Genomic DNA, 25,432 nt, shown 5'->3' with positions numbered 1-25,432 from the left:
GCTCTCCTTATGCCTCGCGTTCAGGTGCCCCCCATGGGGGTGAAACGGGAAACCGGTGCGTCGCAGGCCCTCCAGCAGGGCCGGACAAGGCCGGTGCTGCCCCCGCAACGGTAAGCGAGCGAAGCGTCTTTGCCACTGTGCCCGGTCACCCGGCATGGGAAGGTGACGCCTTCCAGGAGCCTGGCTCCTCCTCGCAAGCCCGGAGACCGGCCTGGCGTTCATGAACACCCCGCGGTGGGCGGGCGCTGTTGCATTCCCCTGGGCCGCCACGCTCGGGGCTGCCGCGCTTGCCCATTGCCCACAAAAAGCAGAGGAACGCGTCATGCCCGTCACCAGCGCCAAGCAACATAGCATCACCACCCCCGTCACCCTCAGCCAGCGTGTCGTTATCGCCGTGAGCGCCAGCCTGCTGGGCCTGTGCCTGGTGTACTTCGCCGGCTTCTCGCACATCGAGGCCGTGCACAACGCCGCCCACGACACCCGCCACAGCGCCGCCTTCCCCTGCCACTGAGTACGCCCGATGATCACACGCATTGCCCGTACCGCGGGCTTCAGCGGGCTACTGGCGGCCTTGCTGCTGACCCTGCTGCAAAGCTTCTGGGTCGCCCCGCTGATTCTCGAGGCAGAAACCTACGAGTCCGCGGCCCCGGCCGCCCAGCACGAACATGCTGGCGAAGTGGCCGCCCATGAACACAGCGCCGAAGCCTGGTCGCCGGAAGACGGCTGGCAGCGGGTACTGTCCACCACCGGCGGCAACCTGGTGGTCGCGGTCGGTTTCGCCCTGATCCTCACCGCCCTTTACAACCTGCGCGAACCAAAGCGTGCCGCCACCGGTGCGTTGTGGGGCCTGGCCGGCTTTGCCGTGTTCTGCCTGGCCCCGACCCTGGGCCTGCCGCCGGAACTGCCAGGTACCGCAGCCGCCGACCTGGGACAACGCCAGGCCTGGTGGGTCGGCACCGCCAGTGCCACTGCGCTGGGCCTGGCCCTGCTGGTGTTCGCCCGCCACTGGTTGCTGAAGGCGCTGGGTGCCGTGCTGCTGGTCATTCCCCATGTAATCGGTGCACCGCAACCCGAGGTGCACGAGAGCCTGGCCCCTGCCGCATTGGAAACCCAGTTCAAAGTGGCCTCCTGGCTGACCAACGCTGCCTTCTGGCTGGCCCTGGGCCTGCTTAGCGCCTGGCTGTTCGGACGCTCCAGCAAGGCCTGATGCCAGCCTTTTACGCCGGCATCGGCTGCCGCCGGGGTTGCCCGGCGGATACGCTGGAAACCCTGCTACGCCAGGCCCTGGACAACCAGGGCCTGGCGTTGGCCGACCTGCATGGCATCGCCAGCATCGGCCTGAAGGCCGACGAAGCCGGCTTGCAGCAGTTGGCCGAACGCCTCGACGTGCCCTTGGTGTTGTACGATACCGCGCAGTTGCAACCCTACGAACACCAACTCAGCCACCGTTCCGCCACAGCCCATACCCACAGCGGCTGCTGGGGCGTGGCCGAGAGTGCGGCGCTGGCCCTGGCAAGTCAGCGGCTTGGCACGGCCAGTTTGCTGCTGACGCGCCAGGTACTGGGCCCGGCCACTCTCGCCCTGGCCTGTTGAACGTTCTCCCCTCTTTCTTGCAAGGACTTTCCATGACGGTCTACTTCATCGGCGCCGGCCCCGGCGACCCGGAACTGATCACGGTCAAGGGCCAAAGGCTGATCCGCCAGTGCCCGGTGATCATCTATGCCGGTTCGCTGGTGCCGGCCGCCGTGCTCGAGGGCCACCAGGCCGAGACCGTGATCAACAGTGCCGAACTGCACCTGGAACAGATCATTGCCGCCATGCGCAGCGCGCACGAGCAAGGTCAGGATGTAGCCCGGGTACACAGTGGCGACCCCAGCCTGTACGGCGCCATCGGTGAGCAGATCCGCCACCTGCAGGCGCTGGGCATCGATTACCAGATCATCCCCGGGGTCACCGCCACGGCGGCCAGCGCCGCCCTGCTCGGCTGCGAACTGACCCTGCCGCAGGTCGCGCAGACCGTTATCCTCACCCGCTATGGCGACAGTTCGCCAATGCCGCCCGGCGAACAACTGGGCGACCTGGCGCGCCACGGCAGCACCCTGGCGATTCACCTGGGGGTCAAGCACCTGTCGCGTATCGTCGATGAACTGTTGCCGCACTACGGCGCGCACTGCCCGGTGGCGGTGGTGCATCGCGCCACCTGGCCGGACCAGGACTGGGCACGCGGCACCCTCGGCGATATCGTCGAACGTGTCGCGGCCAAGAACTTCCGGCGCACCGCGCTGATCCTGGTGGGCCACGTACTGGGCGACACACCGTTTGCCGAATCGGCCTTGTACCGCGCGGGGCACGCCCACCTGTATCGCCCTGGCGACCAGGCATTGCCAGCTTCGCCGCGGACGTAGCAGACTCCAGGTTCCCGCCTGCAAACAGGAGTCATGCCCATGCTCGACCTACGCCCCAACTGCGAGTGCTGCGATACCGACCTGCCGGGTGACAGCCCCGACGCGCTGATCTGCTCCTTCGAATGCACCTTCTGCCGTACCTGCGCCGAAACCCGTTTCCAGGGCCGTTGCCCGAACTGCACTGGCCAGTTGGTGGCACGCCCGACACGGGTCGGCCAGGCGCTGGCCAACAACCCCGCCTCGACCCAGCGCGTGAGCAAATCGCACTCCGCCTGCGCTTGACCGACCTCAAAAAACAGACATTGCCGCTTTGGTAGGGTGATGTCTTTCCCCTTTTTTGTAGGACTTTTCAACAACAAGCGCGGGGACTTTCAACACTTCTATACTCGGCATTACCAAATTTCGGGAATGGTCGTATCGTGCAGCGCTTCCGATAACCCCACTTGCAGACGTATTCCTGAGTGATCCAGGAAGCGGACCACACCCCGACAGGAGTTTTCCTCATGACTACCGTGCTGATCGTCGACGACCACCCCATCGTCCGGCTGTCCTTGCGCATGTTGCTCGAACGCGAGCGCTTCCATGTCATCGGCGAGGTCGGCAATGGTAGCGAGGTGGCGCAGGTGGCCCGCGAACTGCGCCCGGACGTGGTCATTCTCGACATCGGCCTGCCCGGCCTGGACGGCATGGAAGTGATCAAGCGCCTGCAATGCCTGGAGCCGGTCCCCAAGATCATGGTACTGACCGGCCAGGCCACCGACCTGTATGTACGGCGCTGTCTGGATGCCGGTATCGGCGCTTTCGTGACCAAGGAAGAAGACCACGAGGCGTTGCTGTTCGCCCTCAAGGCCCTGGTCAAGGGCTACTCGACCTTCCCGCAGATGTCGGTCAACAGCAACTCGCTGGAAAGCGAGCCGGTGCGCCTGGCCAGTCTGTCCAACCGGGAAATGGAAGTGCTGCGGCGCCTGGCGCGCGGCGAGAGCAACAAGTATATCGGCACCTGCATGAACCTCAGTGCCAAGACCATCAGCACCTACCGGGGCCGCATCATGGAAAAGCTCAAGACCGAATCGCTGGTTGAAATGGTCGACCTGGCCAAGCGCAACGGCATCTGCTGAGCACTTGACGGCGATGAAGCGCCTGCTGGCAAGCGCCCTCCTGGCCATCGGCCTGGCCGGTTCCGGCGCGCTGCTGGCCAACAGCGAACCTCGCCAGTTGCTGGCCCGCTCGGTCAGTGCCGCCGCCCCACTTGCGCTGTCCCACGACGAGCGGCAATGGCTACAGCAACGCCAGCACCTGGTGCTGGGCAGTTCGCGGCCCGACTACCCACCGCTCGAAATCAATATCAGCCAGCGCGACTACGAAGGCCTGAGCGCCGATTACGCAGGCATCATTGCTGAACAGTTGGGCATCCCTATCGAAGTGCGACGCTACGACAGCCGCCACGAAGCCATCGCTGCGCTACGCGAGGGCCGAATCGACCTGCTGGGCAGCTCCAACGCCTTCGAGGCGGCGGATGCCCAGCTCAGCCTAAGTGCGGCCTATGCTGACGACCTGCCGGTCATCGTCACCCGCGAGGGGCACAGCCTGAAAAACACGCCCGACCTTGCCGGCCTGCGCCTGGCCATGGTCGATCATTACCTGCCAGCCAGTAGCGTCCGCACCCTGTACCCCAAGGCGCAATTGAGCCTGTATCGCTCGACTCTGGCCGGGCTGGCCGCGGTCGAACTGGGCGAGGCCGACGCTTACCTGGGCGATGCCATCAGTACCGACTTCGCGATTGGCAAGAGTTACCAGGGCACGCTGAAGATCGACCATTTCTGCCAGGTCGCCCCTGGGGCGTTTGCCTTTGCCCTGGCCAGTGACAACCCGCGCCTGCGCCAACTGGTCGACAAGGCGCTGGCGCGCATCAGCGAAAGCGAACGCCTGAACATCCTGCGCCGCTGGGGCAGCGGCAACACCAGCCTGCTGCTGCAGCGCCACGTCACCGACCTGACCGCAGAAGAAGAAGCCTGGATCGCTGCCAACCCCAGCATCAGCGTACTGGTCAACACATCGCTGGCGCCGCTGACTTTCAACGACGCCCAGCACCACCCCAGTGGCATTACCCTCGACCTGCTCAAGCAGATCTCGCTGCGCACGGGGCTGCATTTCAAGCCGGTCGAAAGCACTTCGGCACAGGCAATGGTCGAGCGTCTGGCACGCGGCGATGCGCAGATGATCGGCGCATTGGGCTACGGTACGGACCGTTCGAAACAACTGCGCTATACCCGCCCCTACCTGGTCAGCCCGCGGGTGCTGGTCACCCGCGGCGACAACGCATCACCGGCGCAGGCCAAGGCGCTGGATGGCCAGCGCATCGCCCTGGTGCGCGGCTCGCCGCAACGGGCCCTGCTGCAACAACGCTACCCGCAGGCCAGGATAGTCGAAGTGGACAACCCGCTCGGCCTGATGGAAGCCGTGGCCAACGGTGCCGCCGACGTCGCCCTGAGCAGCCATATCAATGCTGCCTACTACATCAGCCATGTATTCAAGGACCGCCTGCGCATCGCCAGTGTGCTCGACGACGACCCGGCTGTCGCCGCCTTCGCCGTGGCCGCGGACCAACCCCAGCTGCAGGCAATCCTCGACAAGGCACTACTGAGCATTCCACCCGAAGAGCTGGACCAGCTGGTCAACCGCTGGCGCACCAGTACCCTGGTCAGTGACAGCCCCTGGCGTGACTACCGCACCCTGGCCCTGCAGGTGCTGGTGCTGTCGGCCTTGCTGCTGGCCGGGGTGGTGTTCTGGAACAGCTACCTGCGCAAGCTGATCAACCAGCGCACCGAGGCCCAGCACGCGCTGCAAGCCCAGTTGGCGCTGAGCCGCGGCCTGCTCGAACAACTGCGCCAGGCCAAGGACGACGCCGAACAGGCCAGCCAGACCAAGAGCACCTTCCTGGCCACCATGAGCCATGAAATCCGTACCCCGATGAATGCCGTGATCGGCCTGCTGGAGTTGGCCCTGGAAGACAGCCGCGGCGGCCGTTGCGACACCCAGACCCTGCAGACCGCCCATGACTCGGCCATCGGCCTGCTTGAACTGATTGGCGATATTCTCGACATTTCCCGCATCGAATCCGGGCATATCACCCTGCAGCCGGTGCCCACCAACCTGGTCGAACTGGTACGTGCCACCGTGCGGGTGTTCGAAGGCAATGCAAGGGCCAAAGGCCTGCATTTGCACAGCGAACTGCCGGCTGCGCCGGTCTGGGTGCTGGCTGATCCGCTACGACTCAAGCAGGTTTTGTCCAACCTGATCAGCAACGCCATCAAGTTCACCGATCGCGGCGAAGTCCACGCCAGCCTGCTGCTGCCCACGCCCCCCGACAACGACCACCTGGCAGTGGAACTGAGTGTGCGAGACACCGGCATCGGCATCAGCCCGGCCGACCAGGCCCGGCTGTTCAATACCTTCGTCCAGGCCGACGGCCCTCGGGCACGCCAGGGCGCCGGCCTGGGGCTGGTCATCAGCCGCACCTTGGCCGAGCTGATGGGCGGCAACCTGGGCTTGCAGAGCGTCGAAGGCGTTGGCACCAAGGTGCAGGTCAACCTGCAACTGCCCGCCTGCGCAGCACCGGAGCAGGTGCAACTGCACGCCCCGGCGCTGGAAAGCAGCAGCGGCCCGTTGAACATACTGGTGGTCGACGACTACCCCGGCCAACCTGCTGCTGCTGGAGCGGCAACTGCAGACCTTGGGGCACCGCGTGACGTTGGCGGAAAACGGCGAAATCGCTCTGGCGCGCTGGCAGGCAGCGCGCTTTGACCTGGTGATCACCGATTGCAGCATGCCGGTCATGGATGGCCATGAACTGACCCGCCGCATCCGCAACCTCGAGGGCGAGCGCGGCCTGGCGGCATGCCGGATTCTCGGCGTCACCGCCAACGCCCAGGCCGAAGAGCGTACCCGCTGCCTGGCCAGCGGCATGGACGAATGCCTGTTCAAACCGATTGGCTTGCGCACGCTCAAGACCCACCTGCCCCAGGCCCTTGCCCGGCAACAGCCGCCGGCGCGGCCCGGCAGCGGCTTCAACCTGAGCGAACTGCGCCACCTGACCCAGGACGACGAACAACTGATTCGGCATTTGCTGGAACAGCTGTCGCAAAGCATCAGCGAAGACCTGGGCACCTTGCGTGCACTGGCAGCAGACGCCCCCGGCGAGGCGGTGCGCGCACTGGCTCACCGGATCAAGGGTGGGGCAAAGATGCTCAAGGTGCGCACGCTGGTCAAGGATTGCGAAGCCATCGAACAGGCCCACGGCCAAGGCCTGTCGACGGCTGACTTGCGCCTGCAATTACAAGCCAGCCTGGAGGCCTTGCTGGACGAGCTGGGTGATGCGCTCAGTTCAATTGAAGCGTCGAACTGATCTGGCTGATGGCATCCACCACGTGCCGTGAACCCTGCTGGATTTCCATGATCACCGTGCCAGCCTCGTTGGCCAGCGCCACGCCATCACCGGTGCGCTTCAGGCTCGACTGCATGCTGGCTACAGCCAACAGTGACAGGTCGTGGTTCTGCCTCACCACATCGACGATTTCCAGGGTTGCCTTGCTGGTTCGCGCCGCCAGGTTGCGCACCTCGTCGGCCACCACGGCAAAACCGCGGCCGTGCTCGCCGGCGCGGGCCGCCTCGATGGCTGCGTTCAAGGCCAGCAGGTTGGTCTGGTCGGCAATGCCCCGGATGGTCAACACGATCTGCCCGATCACATCCGACTGCTTGCTCACCGCATCGATACTGCGTGCAGCGTCGTCGAGCTCATGGGAAATCTGCTCGATCACCTGCACCGCCTGCTGTACCACCTCGGTGCCCTTGCGCGCACAGGCGTCGGTCTGCACCGAACTGGCATGGGCAGCATCGGCGGCACTTTGCTGGGTGCTGACCTGGCGGGTGATGTCGCTGGCGAACTTCACCACCTTGTACAAGCGGCCCTTGCTGTCGAAGATCGGGTTGTAGGACGCCTCCAGGTAGACCGTCTGGCCATGTTTGTCGATGCGCTGGAAACGGTGCGAATGGTATTCGCCTCGGTTGAGCGACGCCCAGAACTCGCGGTATTCGGCCGATTCGCGCTCATGCGCCAGGCAGAACAGCCCGTGATGGCGGCCGACCACCTCGTCCAGGCGATAGCCCATGGTGTCGAGAAAGTTCTGGTTGGCCTTGATCACCCGGCCCTGCGGCGTGAATTCGATCACCGCCATGGAGCGGCTGATGGCCTTTAGCAGGCTTTCGCTCTCGTGCTCCTCCACCACCCGCTGACTGATGTCGGATGCCACCTTGATCACACTACTGACCTGGCGCTGCTCATCCAGTACCGGCATGTAACTGGCTTCCAGCCAGACTTCGCGGCCAGCCTTGTCGATGCGCTCGAAGGTACCGCTGATAGCCTTGCCCTGCCCCAGTTCGCGCCACAGTTGCTGGTATTCGGCGCTTTTCGCGTAGTCGGGGTCGCAGAACAGCCGGTGGTGCTTGCCGCGCAACTCATCGGCGCTGTAGCCCATGGCCTGGCAGAAGCGCTCGTTGGCATCGAGTATTGTGCCGTCGGGGGCGAACTCGATCATCGCCATCGAACGGCTGATCGCCGCCAGTTTGGCCTGCAAGCTGGCCAAGGCCTGATGACTGCGCTGGATCTCTACCAGGTCGGACTTGCGGTGGAAATCGAACATGACGCCGGGCTCCTGTATGCGCGGTGTCCTGAGCATAGTTCGCCTGGTGTAAGTCGTGTTTTTTGTGGCGCCTGTGAAATCGAGCGCCGCGCGGGCGGCGCTCGGTCTCGAAACCACCCCACCCCTCAAGACGAGCTCAGGAACTCTCCCGCACCATCAACTCAAAGCCCAGGTCCTGCTGCGCATTCGGTACCCGCTTGCCATCGAGCAACGCCAGCAGCGCCTGCGCCGCACCGCGCCCAACGGCGGCCCGAGGCGTGCGAATCGAGGTCAGCCGCGGCACCATGTGCGCCGAAGCCGGCAGGTCGTTGAAACCGACCATCGCCACCTGTCGCGGTACCTCCACGCCCTGGCGCAATGCCTGCAGCACCGCGCCCTGGGCCAGGTCGTCGTTGCAGAAGAAGATACCGTCGACATCCGGCGCCTGCTGCAGCAGCTGGCTGAACAGCGCGCCGCCCAAGGCGATGGAAGAAGGCTCCGGCGCCAGCACCTCCAGCTCGGCCGCCTGCAAGCCGGCCTCGGCCAACGCCTGGCGGAACCCCTCGGCACGCTGCATCACCCGCGGGTCGAGCTGCGCGGCAATGAATGCCAGGCGCTTGCGCCCGCGCTCGATCAGGTGGCGGGCCGCAGCGCGCCCGGCCTGCTGCTGCGAAAAGCCGACCGACAAGGCCCCGGCCTCGCCATTCAGTTCCATCATGTGCACGCAGGGCACGCCACTGGCCGCCAGCATCTGCCGCGATCCCTCACTGCGCTCGAAGCCGGTTAGCAGCATGCCGCAAGGCTGGTAGGCCAGGTAATTGCGGATCAGGTTCTCTTCCTCGGCAAGGTCGTAGTGATAGTTGCCGATCAGCACCTCGAGCCCGCGCGGGCGCATGACCTCATGAATGGCTTCCAGGGTGTCGATGAACAGCTGGTTGGACAGCGACGGAATCAACACCACCACCGACTGGCTGCGTGCCGAAGCCAGGGCCCGGGCCGCCGGATTGGCCACATAACCCAGGCTCGCTGCAGCCGCAACGACCTTTTCGACCAGCTCTGGCGCGACCGTGCTGACCCCACGCAGGGCGCGCGAGGCGGTAATCGGGGAAACCCCGGAAAGCTTGGCAACTTCTGCCAGGGTGGGACGACCTGTGGTACGGGAGCCGGTGCGGGACATGAGTGTTGTAATTTTACTACTTGCAAGGAAAGGGAACGGCCACTAAGGTAGCGCTGTCTCAGGACGCAGGCAATGTAATCTTTGGTAGCCGCCATCACGCGCTCGCCGCCAAGCGTCCATACTGCGTAAGGACAAGATCAATAACACCGGGGAGGTGGCTGTTCGTCGACGACGAGACAGCGCTGTCTCACCCGCAGGAGGTACTGATGAATTCTCCCCTGTCCGCCATCGTGGTGATGGGCGTGGCCGGTTGCGGCAAAAGCTGCATCGGCGCTGCCATTGCCGCCCGAAGTGGCGGCCGCCTGATCGAAGGCGACGCTTTCCACCCTGCCGAAAACATCCGCAAGATGAGCGCTGGCATCCCTCTGGACGACAGCGACCGTGCCGGCTGGCTGGTGCGTCTTGGTCAGGAACTACAAGCCACGACCCAGGCTGGGGAGCGTCCGATCCTGACCTGTTCAGCCCTCAAGCGCCGCTATCGCGACACCCTGCGCGATGCCATGCCGGGGCTGGTGTTCGTGTTCCTCGAACTGTCGCCCGCCGAGGCCGAAAAACGCGTGCTGGCCCGCCCCGGGCATTTCATGCCGGCGAGCCTCATCGACAGCCAGTTCGCTGCGCTGGAACCGCCACACGGCGAACCCCTGACCCTGGCGCTTGACGCCACCCAGCCCATCGAAGCGCTTGCCGAAGCGGTGGACAGCTGGCTAAAGGGCCGCGGTGAGCGGGGCCTGGCACAAACGGCCTGACCTTGCCGACTTTCCTGGTTCACTAAAGACAGCGCTACCCTGCCCCGTAAACGCGCGCAAAGTTCCAAAAAAGCTACGCCAAAACAACGATAAGACCGAGGCCTTCAAACCATGTTCGGACTGGCTACTGATACCTTCCTGCTGCTCGACGCGCTGGTTACCATCGTCGGGCTGATCCTGCTGATCACCCACTTCAAAGTTCACCCCTTCGTCGCCCTCACGATCGCGGCCGGCTTCCTTGGCCTGACCTCCGGCATGCCGGTGGCCAAGGTCATGAAATCGTTCCAGGATGGGTTTGGCGGCGTGCTGGGCTTCGTCGGCATCGTGCTCGCCCTGGGTACCATGCTCGGCAAGCTGATGGCCGACTCCGGGGGCGCCGACCAGATCGCGCAAACCCTCATCCGCGCCTTCGGCAAGAAGAACGTGCACTGGGCCATGATGTTCGCCGCCTTCCTGGTGGGCATCCCGCTGTTCTTCGAGATCGGCTTCGTGCTGCTGATTCCACTGGTGTTCATCGTCGCCCGGCGCTCGGGCGTGTCGCTGATCAAGATCGGCATTCCGCTGCTGGCCGGCCTGTCGGTGGTGCACGGCCTGGTGCCCCCGCACCCGGGCCCACTGCTGGCGATCGGCATCTTCCATGCCGACATCGGCAAGACCATCTTCTATGGCCTGATCGTGGCATTGCCTACCGCCATCATCGCCGGCCCGCTGTTCGGTAACTTCATTTCCCGCTACATCCCGGGTACCCCGTCCCAGGAACTGATGGACCAGATCGCCAAGGAGTCCGACCAGGGCAACCTGCCGAGCTTCACCATCACCCTGGTCACCGTGCTGCTGCCGGTGGTGCTGATGCTGCTGAAGACCTTCGCCGACGTGGTGCTGCCCGCCGAGCACATCGTGCGCCAGTGGATGGACCTGATCGGCCACCCCATCACCGCCCTGCTCGCCGCCCTGCTGCTGGCCTTCTACACCTTCGGCGCGGCCCGTGGCTTCAACCGCCAGCAGATCATGAAGATGCTTGACCAGAGCCTGGCTCCGACCGCGGCGATCGTGCTGATCGTGGGTGCCGGTGGCGGCTTCAAGCAGATGCTGGTGGACACTGGCGTGGGCAATGTGATCGGGCAGATGGCCGTGCAAGCGGAGATTTCGCCGATCATGCTGGCCTGGCTGGTAGCGGCGGTAATCCGCATCGCCACCGGTTCCGCCACGGTCGCCACCATCACCGGCGCGGGCATCGTCGCACCGGTTATCGACCTGGTGCCGGGGGTCAACCGTGAACTGCTGGTGCTGGCCACCGGCGCAGGTTCCTTGATCCTGTCCCATGTCAACGACGCCGGCTTCTGGCTGGTGAAGCAGTACTTCAACATGACCGTGGCGGAAACCTTCAAGACCTGGAGCATGATGGAGACCATCCTGTCGATCGTCGGCATCATCTTCATCATGTTGCTGTCGCTGGTGGTGTAACCGTTGATCGGGGTAATGGCACCTTGAAGCTTCGGGTAGGGCCGAAGGTAAGTATCAGCCCTACCAGAAGCAAAGGAGCCTGCCATGCCCCGCTCAAGCATCCTGCTGATTGCCCTGCTCGCCACGCCGCTGGCCCTGGCTGCCGGCACCGGCCCCACCTACCCCGACGACCCGCACAACCCGGCGCCCAAGCCGGGCGCGGACAGCACCCTCAACCCGATCGAAAAGCCCATGCCGCGGGATACCGACCCACGCATAAAGGGCAACGACCCGGACAGCCCGCCAGCTGAACAGAATGACAACCGGGATTTGCCGGGGATGGATGGCAGTGGCTCGGAAGGTACCGGGCGGCAGGGAGCAGCCGATACCCAGCGTTGATCAATGATCCTGAATGTTTCGCGGCCCCTGTGGGAGCGGCTTTAGCCGCGAAGAATCCAACGCGGTGCATGGCACCGNNAAGCCGCTCCCACAGGGGCCCTGCTGGTTCAATGGGTTATGCGCAGCCCTGTACGCCCCTTTAGCCGATGCTCACCACTGGCGCTTGTCCGGCCTGGTCAGCCCCAGCTTCTCGATCCGGTAACGCAGCATGTCCCGCGACAGCCCGAGCATGCGCGCCGACTTGGTCACGTTCCAGTCCGTGCGGTCCAGGGTCTTGCAGACCAGATCGCGCTCCATGTCCGGCAGGCTGGTGCCGAGCTCCGGTTCGTGCCGGGGCATTTCGAACACCGCAGGCGCCGCCTGCTGCACCAGCGGCTCGTCGATCAGGGTCATGCACAGGTTCAGCTGATGCGCCTGTACCACCTCGTTCGGTGCCAGCAGCACGGTCTGCTCCAGCATGTTGCGCAGTTCGCGCACATTGCCTGGCCAGCTGTAACCGAGCATCAGCTTTTCCGCCTCGGCGCAAAAGCGCAGGTTCGGTTTGCCATAACGCCGCCCATGATGGGCCAGGAAATGCCGCGCCAGAAGCAGCACGTCCTGCCCGCGGGAATACAGGCGCGGCACCTTCAGGGCAATGATGCGCAGGCGGAAGAACAGGTCGCGGCGGAACTTGCCCTGCTGCACCATCTGCTCCAGGTTGCAGTTGGTAGCACTGATCACCCGCAGGTCGACCTTGCGCTCCTTCACCGCGCCGATCCGGCGGATGCTGCGGTCTTCCAGCAACTTGAGCAGCTTGGCCTGCAGCACCAGGTCCATCTCGCCAATCTCGTCGAGGAACAACGTGCCGCCATCGGCAGCTTCCACCAGGCCCACCCGGCGCTCCTTGGCATCGGTAAAGGCGCCCTTCTCGTGGCCGAACAGTTCGGCCTCCAGCAGGTTGGCCGGGATCGAGGCGCAGTTGAACTCGATGAACGGCCCCTTGCTGCGCGACCCATCGAAGTGCAAGGCACGGGCCACCAGCTCTTTACCGGTACCGGTCTCGCCTTCGATCAGCACCGGTGGCAAGTCGTCGCTGGCCATGCGCCGCTCGGCATCCAGCACCTGGCGCAGGGTGTGCTTGAGGGTGAGCATCGCCGGTGATTCGCCGATCAACGCCTGCAAACCGGACTTCTGCGCCTCGCGCTCCTGGTAGAACGACAACGTGCGCTCCATGCGTTCAGCGGCCAGCGCCTTGTCCAGGATCAGCTTTAGTTCGGCCAGCACCACCGGCTTGCTCAGGTAATGGAAGGCACCCTCCTTCATTGCCTGCACGGCATCTTCGACATTGCCATAGCCGGTCATCATGATCACTTTCAGGTTCGGTACCTGCGCCACCAAGGTGCGCAGCAGGTCGTGCCCGCTCATGCCCGGCAGCGAGTTGTCGGTCAGCACCGCATCGGGCTGGGCCCGCTTGATCTGCTCCAGCGCCAGCTCCGCGCTGTTGCATACGGTGACCTCGAAGCCCTTGAGGCTGAGGTAGGTGCGAATGTTGTCGGCGAGAATTTCATCATCCTCGACTACCAGGATGCTGTGCTCCATGGTCCCCTCCCGCTGCGATATTGAATGTGAGGCTTACGCGGGTTCCTTCCTCTTCGCGGCTGCTCAGGCTGACCGAGCCGCCAAAACGTTCCATGATGCGTTTGACCAGGGCCAGGCCTACGCCGAGGCCGCCCTGCTTGGTGGTGTAGAACGGCTTGAACACCATCCGTTCCTGCTGTTGGCTCATGCCCTTGCCGGTATCGCTAAGGACGAATTCGGCACGCTGCCCATCCTGCGCATTGACCTGGGCGCGCAACATGCCGCCTTCGGGCATGGCTTCCAGGGCATTGGAGAACAGGGTGTTGAGAATTTGCGTGAGCTGTAGCGGCTGGCTGGCCACCCATTGTGACCCGGGCCCTTCGTAGCAGAAACGCACGCCGTTGCGTTCGATCTGCTGGGCGAAGGCCAGGTGGGTATCCTCTATGGCCGTCACCAGGTCTACGGCCTCGGCCTCGTCACTGGTCGGGCGCAACGACACCAGCAGGTCCCGCACCCAACGCGACATGCGGTCGACCTGGCTGATGATGTCGGTGATGTTCTTCTGCGCCGCGGGGTTGGCGATTTCCTGGGCCAGCTCGGCGCTGGAGCGAATGTTGGCCAGCGGGTTGCGCAAGCTATGCGCCACCGCCGAGGACATCTCGCCCAGGGCCACATAGGTTTCACTGGCCACCAGCCGGTCCTGCTGCAAGTGCAGCAACTGCGCCGCGCGGCGCACGATCCAGAACAGGCCGAAGTAGATCAGCGCCCCGCCCACCAGGGTCGAGGCCCAGATCAGCACGTAGCCGCGCTGGATGCGCCGGACCAGGTCCTGCGGCTCCTTGTAGATTTCCACCATGGCCAGCACCTGCTCACCCTGGCTGTCGAACAGCGGGATGTAGTTCTCGATGAACAGATAGCGTGGCTCACGCTGGAACTTCTGCTCTTCGCGATCATCCTCGGCCTGGTGGTAGCTGGCCGACACCGCCTTGCGCGAGCGGAAGGCGCGGTCGAGGTCGCCATCGGCCTCGATGCGCTCGCCGATCAGCTCCGGGTTGGTCGACCAGACGATGGTGCGGTCGCGGGCATAGACGTTGGCCAGCAAGATGTCCGGCAGGTGCTCGACATGGTCGAGGAACTCGACCCGGGTCGATTCGGCCAGCGCCGGGGTGAACTGCAAGTGCTGCTGGTCCAGGCGCGCGTCAAGCAACTCGCCCATGGTGGTGCCCGGCGGCAGCTGCGAATGGCGCACCTCGGCCTGGGCCATAGCCTGAATGAACTGGGCGGTGAGCATGGCATCGCGCTCGACGCTGTCGCGTACCACGAAACGTGTCGACACATAACCCAGCCCGCCCGCCACCGAAGCGATGATCAGCAGGCTGATGACCGAAAACCAGCGCAGCAGATTGAATTCGCGCAAGGGCACGGCCACACCGGTGGCGGTAGTACTGGCGTTGTCGGGAACTTTGTTTTCCAGCATCTGCATCGCATGCTTCCCGCGCAGGGCGTCCGTTCAGAAATGCATCAAGGCTACGAACAATAGCCAATTGATAGCACTCCACCCGTGCAGCCGCAGCTGCCATTTTGTCGTGTGTTGCGCTCTGCCTGGTCCATTGCAAGAACTCCGCCAGCCATCTGACAAATCATTTTTATTGTTATTTTTCAATCATTTACAAACAACTCATAAATTGACATGGAGGAACAACCCCCACATTTGGGGGTTTTTACCCAAAAAACATAATTTCTTTATAATCAATAAGATATATGCATTAATTAATGTAAATCATGAGTTTTGAACAACCGGAAACTCAACAAAACCCGGGTGCCATGGCCTTCACTGCTGCTGAGCCGGACGGTGCCGCCGAAACGTTCCATGATGCGCTTCACCAACACCAGGCCTACACCCAACCCTCCCTGCTTGGTGGTGAAGAAAGGCCGGAAGGCCATGCGCTGCTGCTCTTCGGTCATGCCTTTGCCGTTGTCGGACAGGCGCAGGGTCAGGCTACGCCGGTCATGGCGCACCACCTCGACCCGCAACCGCCCACCCTGCTCCATCGACTCCAGGGCGTTGGCGATCAGACTGCTGAAAATCTGCCGCAGTAACGCCGGGTGCCCCAGTACCTGCACCGCGGGTAACGGTTGCAGGTCCAGGCTCACGCCGCTGCGCGCAAGCGGCACCGCATAGGTCTGCAGGCTTTCCTGCAATGCCAGCGGCAAATCCACCGCCACTGCCTCATCGTTGAGCGGGCGCAATGACTGCAACATCTGGCGAATCCACTGCGACATGCGGTCGACCTGGCTGATGATGTCGTTGACATTGCGCTGCGCCGGGCCATCGTCGAACGCCTGGGCCAGTTCGGCACTGGAGCGGATGCTGGCCAGCGGGTTGCGCAGGCTATGGGCCACCGCCGAGGACACCTCACCCAGTGCCTCGTAGGTTTCGTTGTTGATCAATCGCTTCTGCTGCACCGCCAGCAGACGCGCGGCGCGGTGCATGATGCCGTACAGGCCGACGAAGACCAGGCCGGCGCCGACGGTGATCGCCAGCCAGATCAGGATCAGGCCATGCTCGATGCGCTCGATCAGGTCATGGGGCTCCTTGTAGATCTCGACCATCGCCGTGACCTGCTCACCATCAGCATCGAACAGCGGAATGTAGTTCTCGATGAACAACTGCTCAGGTGGGCTGACGAACTTCTGCTCGGCGCGGGCCTGTTCGAAGTTGTGGTAGCTGGCCGAGACTCGCATCTTGTACTCGAAGGCCTGCTCCAGGTCTTCGTCGCCTTCGATCAGCTTGCCAACCAGCGCCGGGTTGCTGGACCAGATCACCGTCCGGTCCGGGGCATAGATGTTGGCCAGCAGCATGTCGGGCAGGTGGGCGATGTGGTCGAGGAACTCGCCACGCGCCCTGCGCCGGGCGTCCGGGTCGACATCAAGCAGGTTGGCGCGGTCGGTGCGCGGATCGAGCAGTTCACCCATGGTGCGCACATTTGGGATCGACACATGGCGCACTTCGGCATCGGCGATGGAGGTGATGAACTGTGCGGTGAGCAAAGCATCGCGCTCGATGCTCTCGTCGATGATGAAACGGCTGGAAATCAGCCCAAGCCCGGCCGCCACCGAGAGGATGATGGCCAGGCTGACCCAGGCGTACCAGCGCAGCAGGTTGAACGGCTTGCGTGGGGTGGCCAACTCGCTACCGGCAAGTACTTCCATAGTGTCGGAACGAGGGGCGATGTCCATGGCGGACTCCACAACTGGGCACCTTCAGAAGGTTATAGCCCACAGTTGGGGAAACCATCGGGTTAGCTTGGCGGCATCCGCCGAAGGGTATTGTTTCCTTCTCTTTTTTTGCGAGTGCGCCTGCCAGGTAGAAAACCCAGATGCTGGCGCGCTCCCACAGGGAAAGTTGCAAAGACTAATCACCCACCACCCCCTGCAACCTGCGGTACTCCCGCAGCACATTGGGCACATAGCGCCGGGTCTCGGCGAACGGCGGTACCCCGCCACGGCGCAGTACCGCGTCAGGACCGGCATTGTAGGCCGCCACGGCCAAGGTGATGTCATTGTCGAACAAGTTGAGCATGCGCTTGAGGTAGCGGGCCCCGCCTTGCACGTTGTCTTCCGGGTCCAGGCGGTTTTCCACGCCCATCTCGCGGGCGGTATCCGGCATCAGTTGCATCAACCCCACCGCGCCCGCCGGTGAACGGGCTTTGGGGTTGTAGCCGGACTCGGCCTTGATCACTGCATGCAGCAACGCCGGGGGCACATCGTAGGTGCGCGCCGCGGCGGCGACCAGCTTGGCGTACGGACGGCCGGTTATAAGCTGCGCATTGGCGGGGCCGGCCAGGGTCTTCGGCTCGCTGATCACCGTTTCATAGAGGCGCCCGGGTCGATGGACGTTGGTCAGTATGTAGCTGCCTTTGGCATCGATGGAAATGTACACATCGGCCTGGGCAGCACCTGCCACCAGCCAGATCAAACCGAGAATGAGTCCACGCATGTCGGTCGCCTCTTCGTGGTCCCCCAATGTTGGGGAATATGCCCCGGAAAATCCGCGGTCAATGACCACGACGCAAGCACTGTGCCGCTTTCCGTACCGCATGCTGCAAGGCCCCGAGGCAGGCGTGCACGGCTGTTGCATGGGGCCTGCAAAAGCTTGTCCCCATGCAGCGGAGGGCTTCACCATGCAGCGCAGAACCAACCCCCAACATGGTTTCACCCTGCTTGAACTCCTGGTGGTGCTGGTAGTGCTCGGCCTGCTGGCCGGTATCGTCGCGCCCAAGTACTTCAGCCAGCTCGGTCGCTCCGAGGCCAAGGTGGCGCGGGCGCAAATAGAGGGGCTGAGCAAGGCCCTGGACCTGTACCGCCTGGAAGTCGGCCACTACCCCAGCAGTGAGCAAGGCCTGCAGGCCCTGGTGGTTGCCCCCAGTGGCGAAGCCCGCTGGACCGGCCCGTATTTGCAGAAGGCCGTGCCGCAGGACCCGTGGGGCCGCCCGTACATCTACCGGCAACCCGGCGAAAATGGCGGCGAGTACGACCTGCTGTCGATGGGCAAGGATGGCCAGCCCGGTGGCGATGGGGAAAACGCCGAAATCACCAGCTGGCAATAGGGGGAGCGGCCATGCGCTACAGCCTCAAGGCCCTGGGCAGGCAGGGTGTGGTGCAGTTGCAGATCGACGCCGAGGACGCCGACCAGGCCCGCCGCCAGGTCGAGGACCAGGGCCTGCGCGTGCTCAGCCTGCGTGGCCACGGCGGCGCCTTGCGCGGCATGGCCTGGCGCCGCGAGGCAAGTTTTGACCTGGTACTGTTCAGCCAGGAACTTTCGACCCTGCTCAACGCCGGCCTGCCGCTGATCGATGCGCTGGAGAGCCTGGCGGAAAAGGCACCCGCAGCCGCAACGCGCAAAGTGCTCGCCGAGCTGGTCCGCCAACTGTACGAAGGCCGCTCGCTGTCCCAGGCCCTGGGCCAGCAGCCACGGGTGTTCCCACCGCTGTACGTGGCGCTGGTGCAGTCCAGTGAGCGTACCGGCGCGCTCGGCGACGCCCTCGCCCGCTACATCAGCTACCGCCAGCGCCTGGACCTGGTACGGCAGAAACTGGTGGGTGCCTCGGTCTACCCGTTGCTGCTATTGCTGGTGGGCGGTGGCGTGGTGCTGTTCCTGCTTGGCTACGTGGTGCCGCGTTTCAGCCAGGTATTCGAGGGCATGGGCTCCGAACTGCCCTGGCTGTCACGGTTACTGATGCAGATCGGCCTGTTCCTGCATGCCCAGCAGCTGCCGCTGGCGCTGGGCAGCCTTGGCGCGGTCACGGCGCTGTGGCTGCTGCGCCGCCAGCCACGGGTGCGGCGCTGGGCTTCCTGCCAGGTCCGGCGCCTGCCGGCACTGCACCAACGCCTGATGATGTACGAACTGGCGCGCTTCTACCGCTCGCTGGGCATCCTGCTGCAAGGTGGCATCCCCATCCTCACCGCCATGGGCATGGCCCGTGGTTTGCTCGGCAGTGCTGCAGCCCAGGGCCTGGAGCAGGCCAGCCAGCGGGTCGGCGAAGGGTTGCCGCTGTCCGACGCGCTGGAGGCCGGGCAACTGGTCACGCCGGTATCGCTGCGCCTGCTGCGGGCCGGCGAGCAGTCCGGCAACCTGGGCGAGATGCTGGAGCGCTGCGCCGACTTCCATGACCAGGAAATCGGCCGCTGGGTGGAATGGTTCGTCAAGCTGTTCGAACCGCTGCTGATGACCTTCATCGGCCTGCTGATCGGCCTGATCGTGATCCTGATGTACATGCCGATCTTCGAACTGGCCTCGAGCATTCACTGAAGCGCCAGGCCCCAGGCTGCCGCGCGCACAGGTTACACGGCGCAAGGCCTGGGCCCGACACATGCCCAAGATCGATGATTGATCCACACATATCATTCATCGTGATAATAACCTTCGGCCCGTTCGATTCGTGCATCACGCGCAACACACTCACACTCCGCCCACTACTAATACATTGGCGGAGTTCTCCATGGAACAATCACTCAAACCCTTGCGCTTCCCCCTCGCTGCCCTGGCAGTGGTGGTGATCAGCGCTTGCGGTCGAACCCCCGACGCGGTGCAGGCTCCCGCCGCGCCGAAGGTCAGTGTGGCCAAGGTGATCGAGCAACCGATCAACGAATGGGATGAGTTCACCGGCCGCCTCGAAGCCCCGGAAACCGTCGAGGTACGGCCACGGGTCTCCGGCCAGATCGACCTGGTAGCCTTCACTGAAGGCGCCCAGGTCAAGAAAGGCGACCTGCTGTTCCAGATCGACCCACGCCCGTTCCAGGCAGAGGTCCGCCGCCTCGAAGCCCAACTGCAGCAGGCCAAGGCCACCGCCATCCGCAGCGCCAACGAAGCCCGCCGTGGCGAACGCCTGCGTGACAGCAACGCCATTTCCGCAGAACTGGCCGAATCGCGTAGCAGCGCCGCCGCCGAAGCCCGCGCCGGGGTCGACGCGATCCAGGCCCAGCTCGACCTGGCACGCCTGAACCTCAGCTTCACCCGCGTTACCGCCCCCATCAGCGGCCGTGTCAGCCGCGCACAGTTCACCGCCGGCAACATCGTTACCGCCGATGTCACCCCGCTGACCAGCGTGGTTTCCACCGACAAGGTCTACGCCTACTTCGACGCCGACGAGCGCGTGTACCTCAAGTACACCCAGCTGGCCCGCGAGGGCCAGCGTGGCCAGAGCACCCCGGTGTACCTGGGCCTGACCAACGAAACCGGCAACCCGCACCTGGGCCAGATGAACTTCGTCGACAACCAGGTCAACCCGCGCACCGGCACCATCCGTGGCCGTGCGGTGTTCGACAACAGCGACGGCCAGTTCACCCCGGGCCTGTACGCACGCCTGAAACTGGTGGGCAGCGCCCAGTACCAGGCCGTACTGATCAACGACGAAGCCGTAGGCACCGACCTTGGCAAGAAGTTCGTGCTGGTCATGGACAAGGACAACAAGGCCGCCTACCGCGCCGTGGAGCTGGGGCCGAAGCTGGAAGGCCTGCGCATCGTGCGCAGCGGCCTGGGCAAGGACGACCGCATCGTGGTCAAGGGCCTGCAGCGCGTGCGCCCTGGCTCACCGGTCACCCCGGAAGAGACACCGATGGCCAGCGAACAGACCCTCGCCGCCCTCGCCCAGCAGCGCCAGGCCCTGGAGGCCAGCAACCCGGCGCCGAAGGTGGCGGGCAACAACGTGAAAGTCGCCAGCGCCCAGGCGCCACGCGGTTAAGGGACCACACCGATGAACTTCTCGAAATTCTTCATTACCCGGCCGATCTTCGCCGCGGTGCTGTCGCTGGTGCTGCTGATCGCGGGTTCGATCTCGCTGTTCCAGCTGCCGATCAGCGAATACCCCGAAGTGGTGCCGCCCACCGTGGTGGTGCGCGCCAACTTCCCCGGCGCCAACCCCAAGGTCATCGGCGAAACCGTCGCCGCGCCGCTGGAACAGGCCATCACCGGTGTGGAGAACATGTTGTACATGTCCTCCCAGTCCACCGCTGACGGCAAGCTGACCCTGACCATCACCTTCGCCCTGGGTACCGACCTGGACAACGCCCAGGTGCAGGTGCAGAACCGCGTCACCCGGACCCAGCCCAAGCTGCCCGAGGAAGTGACCCGCATCGGTATCACCGTCGACAAGGCCTCGCCCGACCTGACCATGGTCGTGCACCTGACCTCGCCGGACAACCGCTACGACATGCTCTATCTGTCCAACTACGCCATCCTCAACATCAAGGACGAGCTGGCGCGCCTGGGCGGCGTGGGTGATGTGCAGTTGTTCGGCATGGGCGACTACTCGCTGCGTGTATGGCTGGACCCGAACAAGACCGCTTCGCGCAACCTCACCGCCAGTGATGTGGTAGCTGCCATCCGCGAGCAGAACCGCCAGGTGGCGGCTGGCCAGCTGGGCGCCCCGCCCGCCCCGGGCTCGACCAGCTTCCAGCTGTCGATCAACACCCAGGGCCGCCTGGTCAATGAGGAAGAGTTCGAGAACATCATCATCCGCGCCGGTGCCGATGGCGAAATCACCCGCCTGAAGGACATCGCCCGGGTCGAGCTAGGCTCCAGCCAGTACGCCCTGCGTTCGCTGCTGAACAACCAGCCGGCAGTGGCCATTCCGATCTTCCAGCGCCCAGGCTCCAACGCCATCGAGATCTCCGACGAAGTACGGGCGAAAATGGCCGAGCTGAAGAAGGACTTCCCCGAGGGCATGGACTACAGCATCGTCTATGACCCGACCGTGTTCGTCCGTGGCTCCATCGAGGCCGTGGTGCACACCCTGTTCGAAGCGCTGGTGCTGGTGGTGCTGGTGGTCATCCTGTTCCTGCAGACCTGGCGCGCCTCGATCATCCCGCTGATGGCCGTACCGGTATCGCTGATCGGTACCTTTGCCGTGATGCACCTGTTCGGCTTCTCGCTCAACGCGCTGTCATTGTTCGGCCTGGTCCTGGCCATCGGTATCGTGGTGGACGACGCGATCGTCGTGGTGGAAAACGTCGAGCGCAACATCGGCCTGGGCCTGAAACCGCTGGAAGCCACGCAAAAGGCCATGGGCGAAGTGACCGGGCCGATCATCGCCACCGCCCTGGTGCTGTGCGCCGTGTTCGTGCCTGCTGCGTTCATTTCCGGCCTGACCGGGCAGTTCTACAAGCAGTTCGCCCTGACCATCGCCATTTCCACGGTCATCTCGGCGTTCAACTCCCTGACCCTGTCGCCAGCCCTGGCTGCCGTACTGTTGAAGGACCACCACGCGCCGAAAGACCGTTTCTCGCGGTTCCTGGAAAAACTGCTGGGCAGCTGGCTGTTCGCCCCGTTCAACCGCTTCTTCGACCGCGCCTCCAACCGTTACGTCGGTGGCGTGCGCCGGGTCATCCGCTCCAGCGGCATCGCCCTGTTCGTGTATGCCGGCCTGATGGGCCTGACCTACCTGGGCTTCTCGTCCACCCCGACCGGTTTCGTACCGGCCCAGGACAAGCAGTACCTGGTGGCGTTCGCCCAGCTGCCTGACGCAGCCAGCCTCGACCGCACCGAAGCGGTGATCAAGCGCATGAGCGAAATCGCCCTGAAGCAGCCTGGTGTGGCCGACTCGGTAGCCTTCCCTGGCCTGTCGATCAACGGTTTCACCAACAGCCCCAACAGCGGCATCGTGTTCACCCCGCTCAAGCCGTTCGACGAGCGCAAGGACCCGAGCCAGTCGGCGGCGGCCATCGCAGCTGCACTGAATGCCCAGTTCGCCGACATCCAGGACGCCTACATCGCGATCTTCCCGCCCCCGCCGGTACAAGGCCTGGGCACCATCGGCGGCTTCCGCCTGCAGATCGAAGACCGCGGCAACCTGGGCTACGAAGCGCTGTACAAGGAAACCCAGAACATCATCGCCAAGAGCCACAACGTGCCGGAGCTGGCGGGCCTGTTCACCAGCTACCAGGTCAACGTGCCGCAGGTCGATGCCGCCATCGACCGGGAAAAGGCCAAGACCCATGGCGTGGCGATCACCGACATCTTCGACACCCTGCAGGTCTACCTGGGCTCGCTGTACACCAACGACTTCAACCGCTTTGGCCGCACCTACCAGGTCAACGTCCAGGCCGAGCAGCAGTTCCGCCTCGATGCCGAGCAGATCGGCCAGCTGAAGGTGCGCAACAACCTTGGCGAAATGATCCCGCTGGCGACCTTCCTCAAGGTCAGCGACACCTCCGGGCCGGACCGGGTGATGCACTACAACGGCTTCATCACCGCCGAGATCAACGGCGCCGCGGCACCGGGCTACAGCTCCGGCCAGGCGGAAGCTGCAATCGAGAAGCTGCTGAAAGAGGAACTGCCCAACGGCATGACCTTCGAGTGGACCGACCTGACCTACCAGCAGATCCTCTCGGGCAACACCGCGCTGTTCGTGTTCCCGCTGTGCGTGCTGCTGGCCTTCCTGGTGCTTGCTGCCCAGTACGAAAGCTGGAGCCTGCCGCTGGCGGTGATCCTGATCGTGCCGATGACCCTGCTGTCGGCCATCACCGGGGTGATCGTGTCGGGTGGTGACAACAACATCTTCACCCAGATCGGCCTGATCGTACTGGTAGGCCTGGCGTGCAAGAACGCCATCCTGATCGTCGAGTTCGCCAAGGACGAACAGGCCAAGGGGCTCGACCCGCTGGCTGCGGTACTGGAAGCCTGCCGCCTGCGCCTGCGGCCGATCCTGATGACCTCGATCGCCTTCATCATGGGTGTGGTTCCGTTGGTGTTCAGCTCCGGCGCAGGCTCGGAAATGCGCCATGCCATGGGTGTGGCGGTGTTCTCGGGGATGATCGGCGTGACCGTGTTCGGCCTGTTCCTGACCCCGGTGTTCTTCTTCCTGATTCGCCGTTTCGTCGAGCGTCGCCAGGCCCGCAAGGCCGAACACGTTCAAGTGCTGGAGAACCATGCATGAACCTGCTCAAACCCTTGACCCCGAGCCTGCTGGCGTTGGCCCTGGCGGCCTGCGCGGTAGGCCCGGACTACCAGGCGCCGGCCACCGAGCCCGCGCAGCTGGCCAGCGATGTACAGGCCAAGGCCTACGACCGTAGCCGCTTCGAAAGCCTGTGGTGGAGGCAGTTCGACGACCCGGTGCTGAACCAGCTGGTGCAGGCTTCGCTGGACGGCAACCGGGACCTGCGCGTGGCCTTCGCCCGCCTGAAATCGGCCCGTTCGATCCGTGAAGACGCCGAGAACGATCAGTTCCCGGTGGTCACCAGCCGCGCCAGCAGCGACATCGGCAAGGGCCAGATCCCCGGCCAGACCACACAACGGGTGAACAGCGAGCGCTACGACCTGGGCCTGGACATGGCCTGGGAGCTTGACCTGTTTGGCCGCATCCAGCGCCAGATCGAAGCCAGCGAAGCCCAGGAAGCGGTGGCAGCGGCCGACCTGCAGCAGTTGCAGGTCAGCCTGATTGCCGAGCTGGTCGATGCCTATGGCCAGCTGCGCGGCGCGCAGTTACGCGAGAAGATCGCCCTGGCCAACCTCAAGACCCAGCAAGAATCGCGGGCCATCACCGAAACCCTGCGCGATGCCGGCGTGGGCAACGATCTCGATGTGGTGCGTGCCGATGCGCGCCTGGCCGGTGTTGAAGCCACCGTACCGCAATTGCAGGCGGAACAGGCACGCGCGCGGCACCGCATCGCCACCCTGCTCGGTCAGCGCCCGGATGCACTTGGCGTCGACCTGTCGCCCAAAGCCCTGCCGGCGATTGCCAAGGCGCTGCCGGTGGGTGACCCGGGTGAACTGCTGCGGCGCCGCCCGGACATCCGCAGCGCCGAACGCCAGCTGGCAGCCGCCACCGCCAATGTTGGCGTGGCCACCGCCGACCTGTTCCCCCGTGTCAACCTCAGCGGCTTCCTTGGCTTTACTGCCGCCCGCGGCTCGCAGATAGGCTCCTCGGCAGCCAATGCCTGGGCGCTGGGCCCAAGCATCACCTGGGCCGCCTTCGACCTGGGCAGCGTGCGCGCCCGCCTGCGCGGTGCCAAGGCTGATGCCGAAGGGGCGCTGGCCAACTATGAACAGCAGGTATTGCTGGCCCTGGAAGAATCGGCCAACGCCTTCAGCGATTACGACAAGACCCAGCAGCGGCTGTTGTCGTTGATGCGCCAGAGCGACGCCAGCCGCAAGGCGGCGGAACTGGCCTCGATTCGCTATCGCGAGGGCACGGTGGACTACCTGGTGCTGCTCGATGCCGAGCGTGAGCGGCTGAGCGCTGAAGATGCGCAAGCCCAGGGTGAGGTCGAGCTGTACCGCGGCATCGTCTCGATCTACAAGGCCCTGGGTGGCGGCTGGCAACCGGAGACTGTCGCCAGCGCGCACTGATACCCCCGTTTCAACGACTCCTTTGGTTGGCTCCTCCCCCAACCGTTTGCCCCGCAGGCCTTGGTCCGCGGGGCTTTTTTATGTTTTTGGAAGTGTGTTTCGGGGTGGGTGTTCGCCACAATATTTTCATTGCCTGTGAGACCGTGCGCCGCGCGGGCGGCGCTCGATTTATGCCCCAC

19 protein-coding genes, 3 pseudogenes and 1 riboswitch are annotated in these 25,432 nt (G+C 64.3%); of the genes and pseudogenes, 15 read left to right on the top strand and 7 right to left on the bottom strand.

What is annotated here, in order from left to right:
- Window positions 1-5: 5 nt before the first annotated feature.
- Window positions 6-229: riboswitch (cobalamin riboswitch) on the top strand.
- 93 nt (window positions 230-322) lie between these two features.
- From M2S36_RS13865 to M2S36_RS13835, 7 genes and pseudogenes are all read left to right on the top strand, one after another.
- Window positions 323-511, top strand: a complete 189-nt coding sequence (locus tag M2S36_RS13865) for a CbtB domain-containing protein (protein ID WP_333957292.1) — start codon at window positions 323-325, stop codon at window positions 509-511.
- Window positions 512-520: 9 nt separating this feature from the next.
- Window positions 521-1,207, top strand: coding sequence for a CbtA family protein (locus tag M2S36_RS13860; protein WP_207832599.1), 687 nt, complete (start codon window positions 521-523; stop codon window positions 1,205-1,207).
- A complete protein-coding gene (locus tag M2S36_RS13855) occupies window positions 1,207-1,593 on the top strand; it encodes a cobalamin biosynthesis protein (protein ID WP_207832597.1) in 387 nt (128 codons plus the stop codon). Before M2S36_RS13860 ends, M2S36_RS13855 begins: the two co-directional genes overlap by 1 nt.
- A 32-nt stretch (window positions 1,594-1,625) precedes the next feature.
- Window positions 1,626-2,405: a precorrin-4 C(11)-methyltransferase gene (gene cobM, locus M2S36_RS13850; protein ID WP_233687674.1), complete on the top strand. Its 780-nt coding sequence runs from the start codon at window positions 1,626-1,628 to the stop codon at window positions 2,403-2,405.
- 39 nt (window positions 2,406-2,444) lie between these two features.
- On the top strand, window positions 2,445-2,687 hold the full coding sequence (locus tag M2S36_RS13845; protein ID WP_013972792.1) for a DUF1272 domain-containing protein: 243 nt from the start codon (window positions 2,445-2,447) through the stop codon (window positions 2,685-2,687).
- 221 nt (window positions 2,688-2,908) lie between these two features.
- Window positions 2,909-3,523 (top strand): response regulator transcription factor, encoded by a 615-nt coding sequence (locus tag M2S36_RS13840; protein WP_233687673.1) that lies wholly within the window; start codon window positions 2,909-2,911, stop codon window positions 3,521-3,523.
- Between the two features lie 13 nt (window positions 3,524-3,536).
- Window positions 3,537-6,810, top strand: a pseudogene (locus M2S36_RS13835) (transporter substrate-binding domain-containing protein).
- Here M2S36_RS13835 and M2S36_RS25130 read toward each other — a convergent pair.
- The 3 genes and pseudogenes from M2S36_RS25130 to M2S36_RS13825 form a co-directional block, all read right to left on the bottom strand.
- Window positions 6,785-7,195, bottom strand: a pseudogene (locus M2S36_RS25130) (methyl-accepting chemotaxis protein); the annotation flags it as partial. The pseudogenes M2S36_RS13835 and M2S36_RS25130 sit on opposite strands and share 26 nt — an antisense overlap.
- 126 nt (window positions 7,196-7,321) lie before the next feature.
- Window positions 7,322-8,005: pseudogene (locus M2S36_RS25125) on the bottom strand (PAS domain-containing protein); the annotation flags it as partial.
- A gap of 235 nt (window positions 8,006-8,240) precedes the next feature.
- Window positions 8,241-9,260, bottom strand: coding sequence for a LacI family DNA-binding transcriptional regulator (locus M2S36_RS13825; protein ID WP_333957290.1), 1,020 nt, complete (start codon window positions 9,258-9,260; stop codon window positions 8,241-8,243).
- 206 nt (window positions 9,261-9,466) lie between these two features.
- Between M2S36_RS13825 and M2S36_RS13820 the strand changes: the two genes are divergently transcribed.
- The 3 genes from M2S36_RS13820 (at window position 9,467) to M2S36_RS13810 (ending at window position 11,848) form a co-directional block, all read left to right on the top strand.
- Window positions 9,467-10,006, top strand: a complete 540-nt coding sequence (locus M2S36_RS13820) for a gluconokinase (protein WP_207832586.1) — start codon at window positions 9,467-9,469, stop codon at window positions 10,004-10,006.
- Window positions 10,007-10,117: 111 nt separating this feature from the next.
- Window positions 10,118-11,470, top strand: coding sequence for a GntP family permease (locus tag M2S36_RS13815; RefSeq protein WP_063914215.1), 1,353 nt, complete (start codon window positions 10,118-10,120; stop codon window positions 11,468-11,470).
- Between the two features lie 84 nt (window positions 11,471-11,554).
- Window positions 11,555-11,848 carry a hypothetical protein gene (locus M2S36_RS13810; protein WP_207832585.1) on the top strand — a complete coding sequence of 98 codons (294 nt, stop codon included), beginning with the start codon at window positions 11,555-11,557 and terminating at the stop codon, window positions 11,846-11,848.
- A gap of 150 nt (window positions 11,849-11,998) precedes the next feature.
- Here M2S36_RS13810 and M2S36_RS13805 read toward each other — a convergent pair whose 3' ends face one another.
- From M2S36_RS13805 to M2S36_RS13790, 4 genes are all read right to left on the bottom strand, one after another.
- Window positions 11,999-13,426 (bottom strand): sigma-54-dependent transcriptional regulator, encoded by a 1,428-nt coding sequence (locus M2S36_RS13805; RefSeq protein WP_333957289.1) that lies wholly within the window; start codon window positions 13,424-13,426, stop codon window positions 11,999-12,001.
- Window positions 13,395-14,888: a sensor histidine kinase gene (locus tag M2S36_RS13800; protein ID WP_207832583.1), complete on the bottom strand. Its 1,494-nt coding sequence runs from the start codon at window positions 14,886-14,888 to the stop codon at window positions 13,395-13,397. The genes M2S36_RS13805 and M2S36_RS13800 overlap by 32 nt, the downstream gene beginning before the upstream one ends.
- A 287-nt stretch (window positions 14,889-15,175) precedes the next feature.
- A complete protein-coding gene (locus M2S36_RS13795; protein WP_233687670.1) occupies window positions 15,176-16,645 on the bottom strand; it encodes a sensor histidine kinase in 1,470 nt (489 codons plus the stop codon).
- Between the two features lie 175 nt (window positions 16,646-16,820).
- Complete coding sequence (locus M2S36_RS13790; RefSeq protein WP_207832581.1) at window positions 16,821-17,405, bottom strand: lytic transglycosylase domain-containing protein; 585 nt, start codon at window positions 17,403-17,405, stop codon at window positions 16,821-16,823.
- 184 nt (window positions 17,406-17,589) lie between these two features.
- Here M2S36_RS13790 and gspG point away from each other — a divergent pair, with 184 nt between their 5' ends.
- The 5 genes from gspG to M2S36_RS13765 all read left to right on the top strand — a co-directional run bounded on the left by gspG (window position 17,590) and on the right by M2S36_RS13765 (window position 25,253).
- On the top strand, window positions 17,590-18,015 hold the full coding sequence (gspG, locus tag M2S36_RS13785; protein WP_207832579.1) for a type II secretion system major pseudopilin GspG: 426 nt from the start codon (window positions 17,590-17,592) through the stop codon (window positions 18,013-18,015).
- An 11-nt stretch (window positions 18,016-18,026) separates the two neighbouring features.
- Window positions 18,027-19,217, top strand: a complete 1,191-nt coding sequence (locus tag M2S36_RS13780; RefSeq protein ID WP_233687669.1) for a type II secretion system F family protein — start codon at window positions 18,027-18,029, stop codon at window positions 19,215-19,217.
- A gap of 190 nt (window positions 19,218-19,407) precedes the next feature.
- Window positions 19,408-20,649 (top strand): multidrug efflux RND transporter periplasmic adaptor subunit MexE, encoded by a 1,242-nt coding sequence (gene mexE, locus M2S36_RS13775; protein ID WP_046614310.1) that lies wholly within the window; start codon window positions 19,408-19,410, stop codon window positions 20,647-20,649.
- A 12-nt stretch (window positions 20,650-20,661) separates the two neighbouring features.
- Window positions 20,662-23,841 (top strand): efflux RND transporter permease subunit, encoded by a 3,180-nt coding sequence (locus tag M2S36_RS13770; protein ID WP_207832575.1) that lies wholly within the window; start codon window positions 20,662-20,664, stop codon window positions 23,839-23,841.
- Window positions 23,838-25,253, top strand: coding sequence for a TolC family protein (locus M2S36_RS13765; RefSeq protein ID WP_333957286.1), 1,416 nt, complete (start codon window positions 23,838-23,840; stop codon window positions 25,251-25,253). The genes M2S36_RS13770 and M2S36_RS13765 overlap by 4 nt, the downstream gene beginning before the upstream one ends.
- The last annotated feature ends 179 nt before the right edge of the window (window positions 25,254-25,432 follow it).

This window comes from Pseudomonas sp. SF2 (assembly GCF_036858055.1).
In the GTDB taxonomy this organism is placed as follows: domain Bacteria; phylum Pseudomonadota; class Gammaproteobacteria; order Pseudomonadales; family Pseudomonadaceae; genus Aquipseudomonas.
Note: the sequence above shows the minus strand (reverse complement) of the source record. Positions and strands in the feature narration are given on the sequence as shown.

What these genes read in the sequence shown, in the direction of transcription:
- mexE (WP_046614310.1), top strand. Translation starts at nt 19,408, where the DNA reads ATGGAACAATCACTCAAACCCTTGCGCTTCCCCCTCGCTGCCCTGGCA.
- M2S36_RS13780 (WP_233687669.1), top strand. Translation starts at nt 18,027, where the DNA reads ATGCGCTACAGCCTCAAGGCCCTGGGCAGGCAGGGTGTGGTGCAGTTG.
- M2S36_RS13810 (WP_207832585.1), top strand. Translation starts at nt 11,555, where the DNA reads ATGCCCCGCTCAAGCATCCTGCTGATTGCCCTGCTCGCCACGCCGCTG.
- M2S36_RS13840 (WP_233687673.1), top strand. Translation starts at nt 2,909, where the DNA reads ATGACTACCGTGCTGATCGTCGACGACCACCCCATCGTCCGGCTGTCC.
- M2S36_RS13790 (WP_207832581.1), bottom strand. Translation starts at nt 17,405, where the DNA reads ATGCGTGGACTCATTCTCGGTTTGATCTGGCTGGTGGCAGGTGCTGCC.
- M2S36_RS13825 (WP_333957290.1), bottom strand. Translation starts at nt 9,260, where the DNA reads ATGTCCCGCACCGGCTCCCGTACCACAGGTCGTCCCACCCTGGCAGAA.
- M2S36_RS13765 (WP_333957286.1), top strand. Translation starts at nt 23,838, where the DNA reads ATGAACCTGCTCAAACCCTTGACCCCGAGCCTGCTGGCGTTGGCCCTG.
- M2S36_RS13770 (WP_207832575.1), top strand. Translation starts at nt 20,662, where the DNA reads ATGAACTTCTCGAAATTCTTCATTACCCGGCCGATCTTCGCCGCGGTG.
- cobM (WP_233687674.1), top strand. Translation starts at nt 1,626, where the DNA reads ATGACGGTCTACTTCATCGGCGCCGGCCCCGGCGACCCGGAACTGATC.
- M2S36_RS13845 (WP_013972792.1), top strand. Translation starts at nt 2,445, where the DNA reads ATGCTCGACCTACGCCCCAACTGCGAGTGCTGCGATACCGACCTGCCG.
- M2S36_RS13865 (WP_333957292.1), top strand. Translation starts at nt 323, where the DNA reads ATGCCCGTCACCAGCGCCAAGCAACATAGCATCACCACCCCCGTCACC.
- M2S36_RS13800 (WP_207832583.1), bottom strand. Translation starts at nt 14,888, where the DNA reads ATGCAGATGCTGGAAAACAAAGTTCCCGACAACGCCAGTACTACCGCC.
- M2S36_RS13815 (WP_063914215.1), top strand. Translation starts at nt 10,118, where the DNA reads ATGTTCGGACTGGCTACTGATACCTTCCTGCTGCTCGACGCGCTGGTT.
- M2S36_RS13860 (WP_207832599.1), top strand. Translation starts at nt 521, where the DNA reads ATGATCACACGCATTGCCCGTACCGCGGGCTTCAGCGGGCTACTGGCG.
- M2S36_RS13820 (WP_207832586.1), top strand. Translation starts at nt 9,467, where the DNA reads ATGAATTCTCCCCTGTCCGCCATCGTGGTGATGGGCGTGGCCGGTTGC.
- M2S36_RS13855 (WP_207832597.1), top strand. Translation starts at nt 1,207, where the DNA reads ATGCCAGCCTTTTACGCCGGCATCGGCTGCCGCCGGGGTTGCCCGGCG.
- gspG (WP_207832579.1), top strand. Translation starts at nt 17,590, where the DNA reads ATGCAGCGCAGAACCAACCCCCAACATGGTTTCACCCTGCTTGAACTC.
- M2S36_RS13795 (WP_233687670.1), bottom strand. Translation starts at nt 16,645, where the DNA reads ATGGACATCGCCCCTCGTTCCGACACTATGGAAGTACTTGCCGGTAGC.
- M2S36_RS13805 (WP_333957289.1), bottom strand. Translation starts at nt 13,426, where the DNA reads ATGGAGCACAGCATCCTGGTAGTCGAGGATGATGAAATTCTCGCCGAC.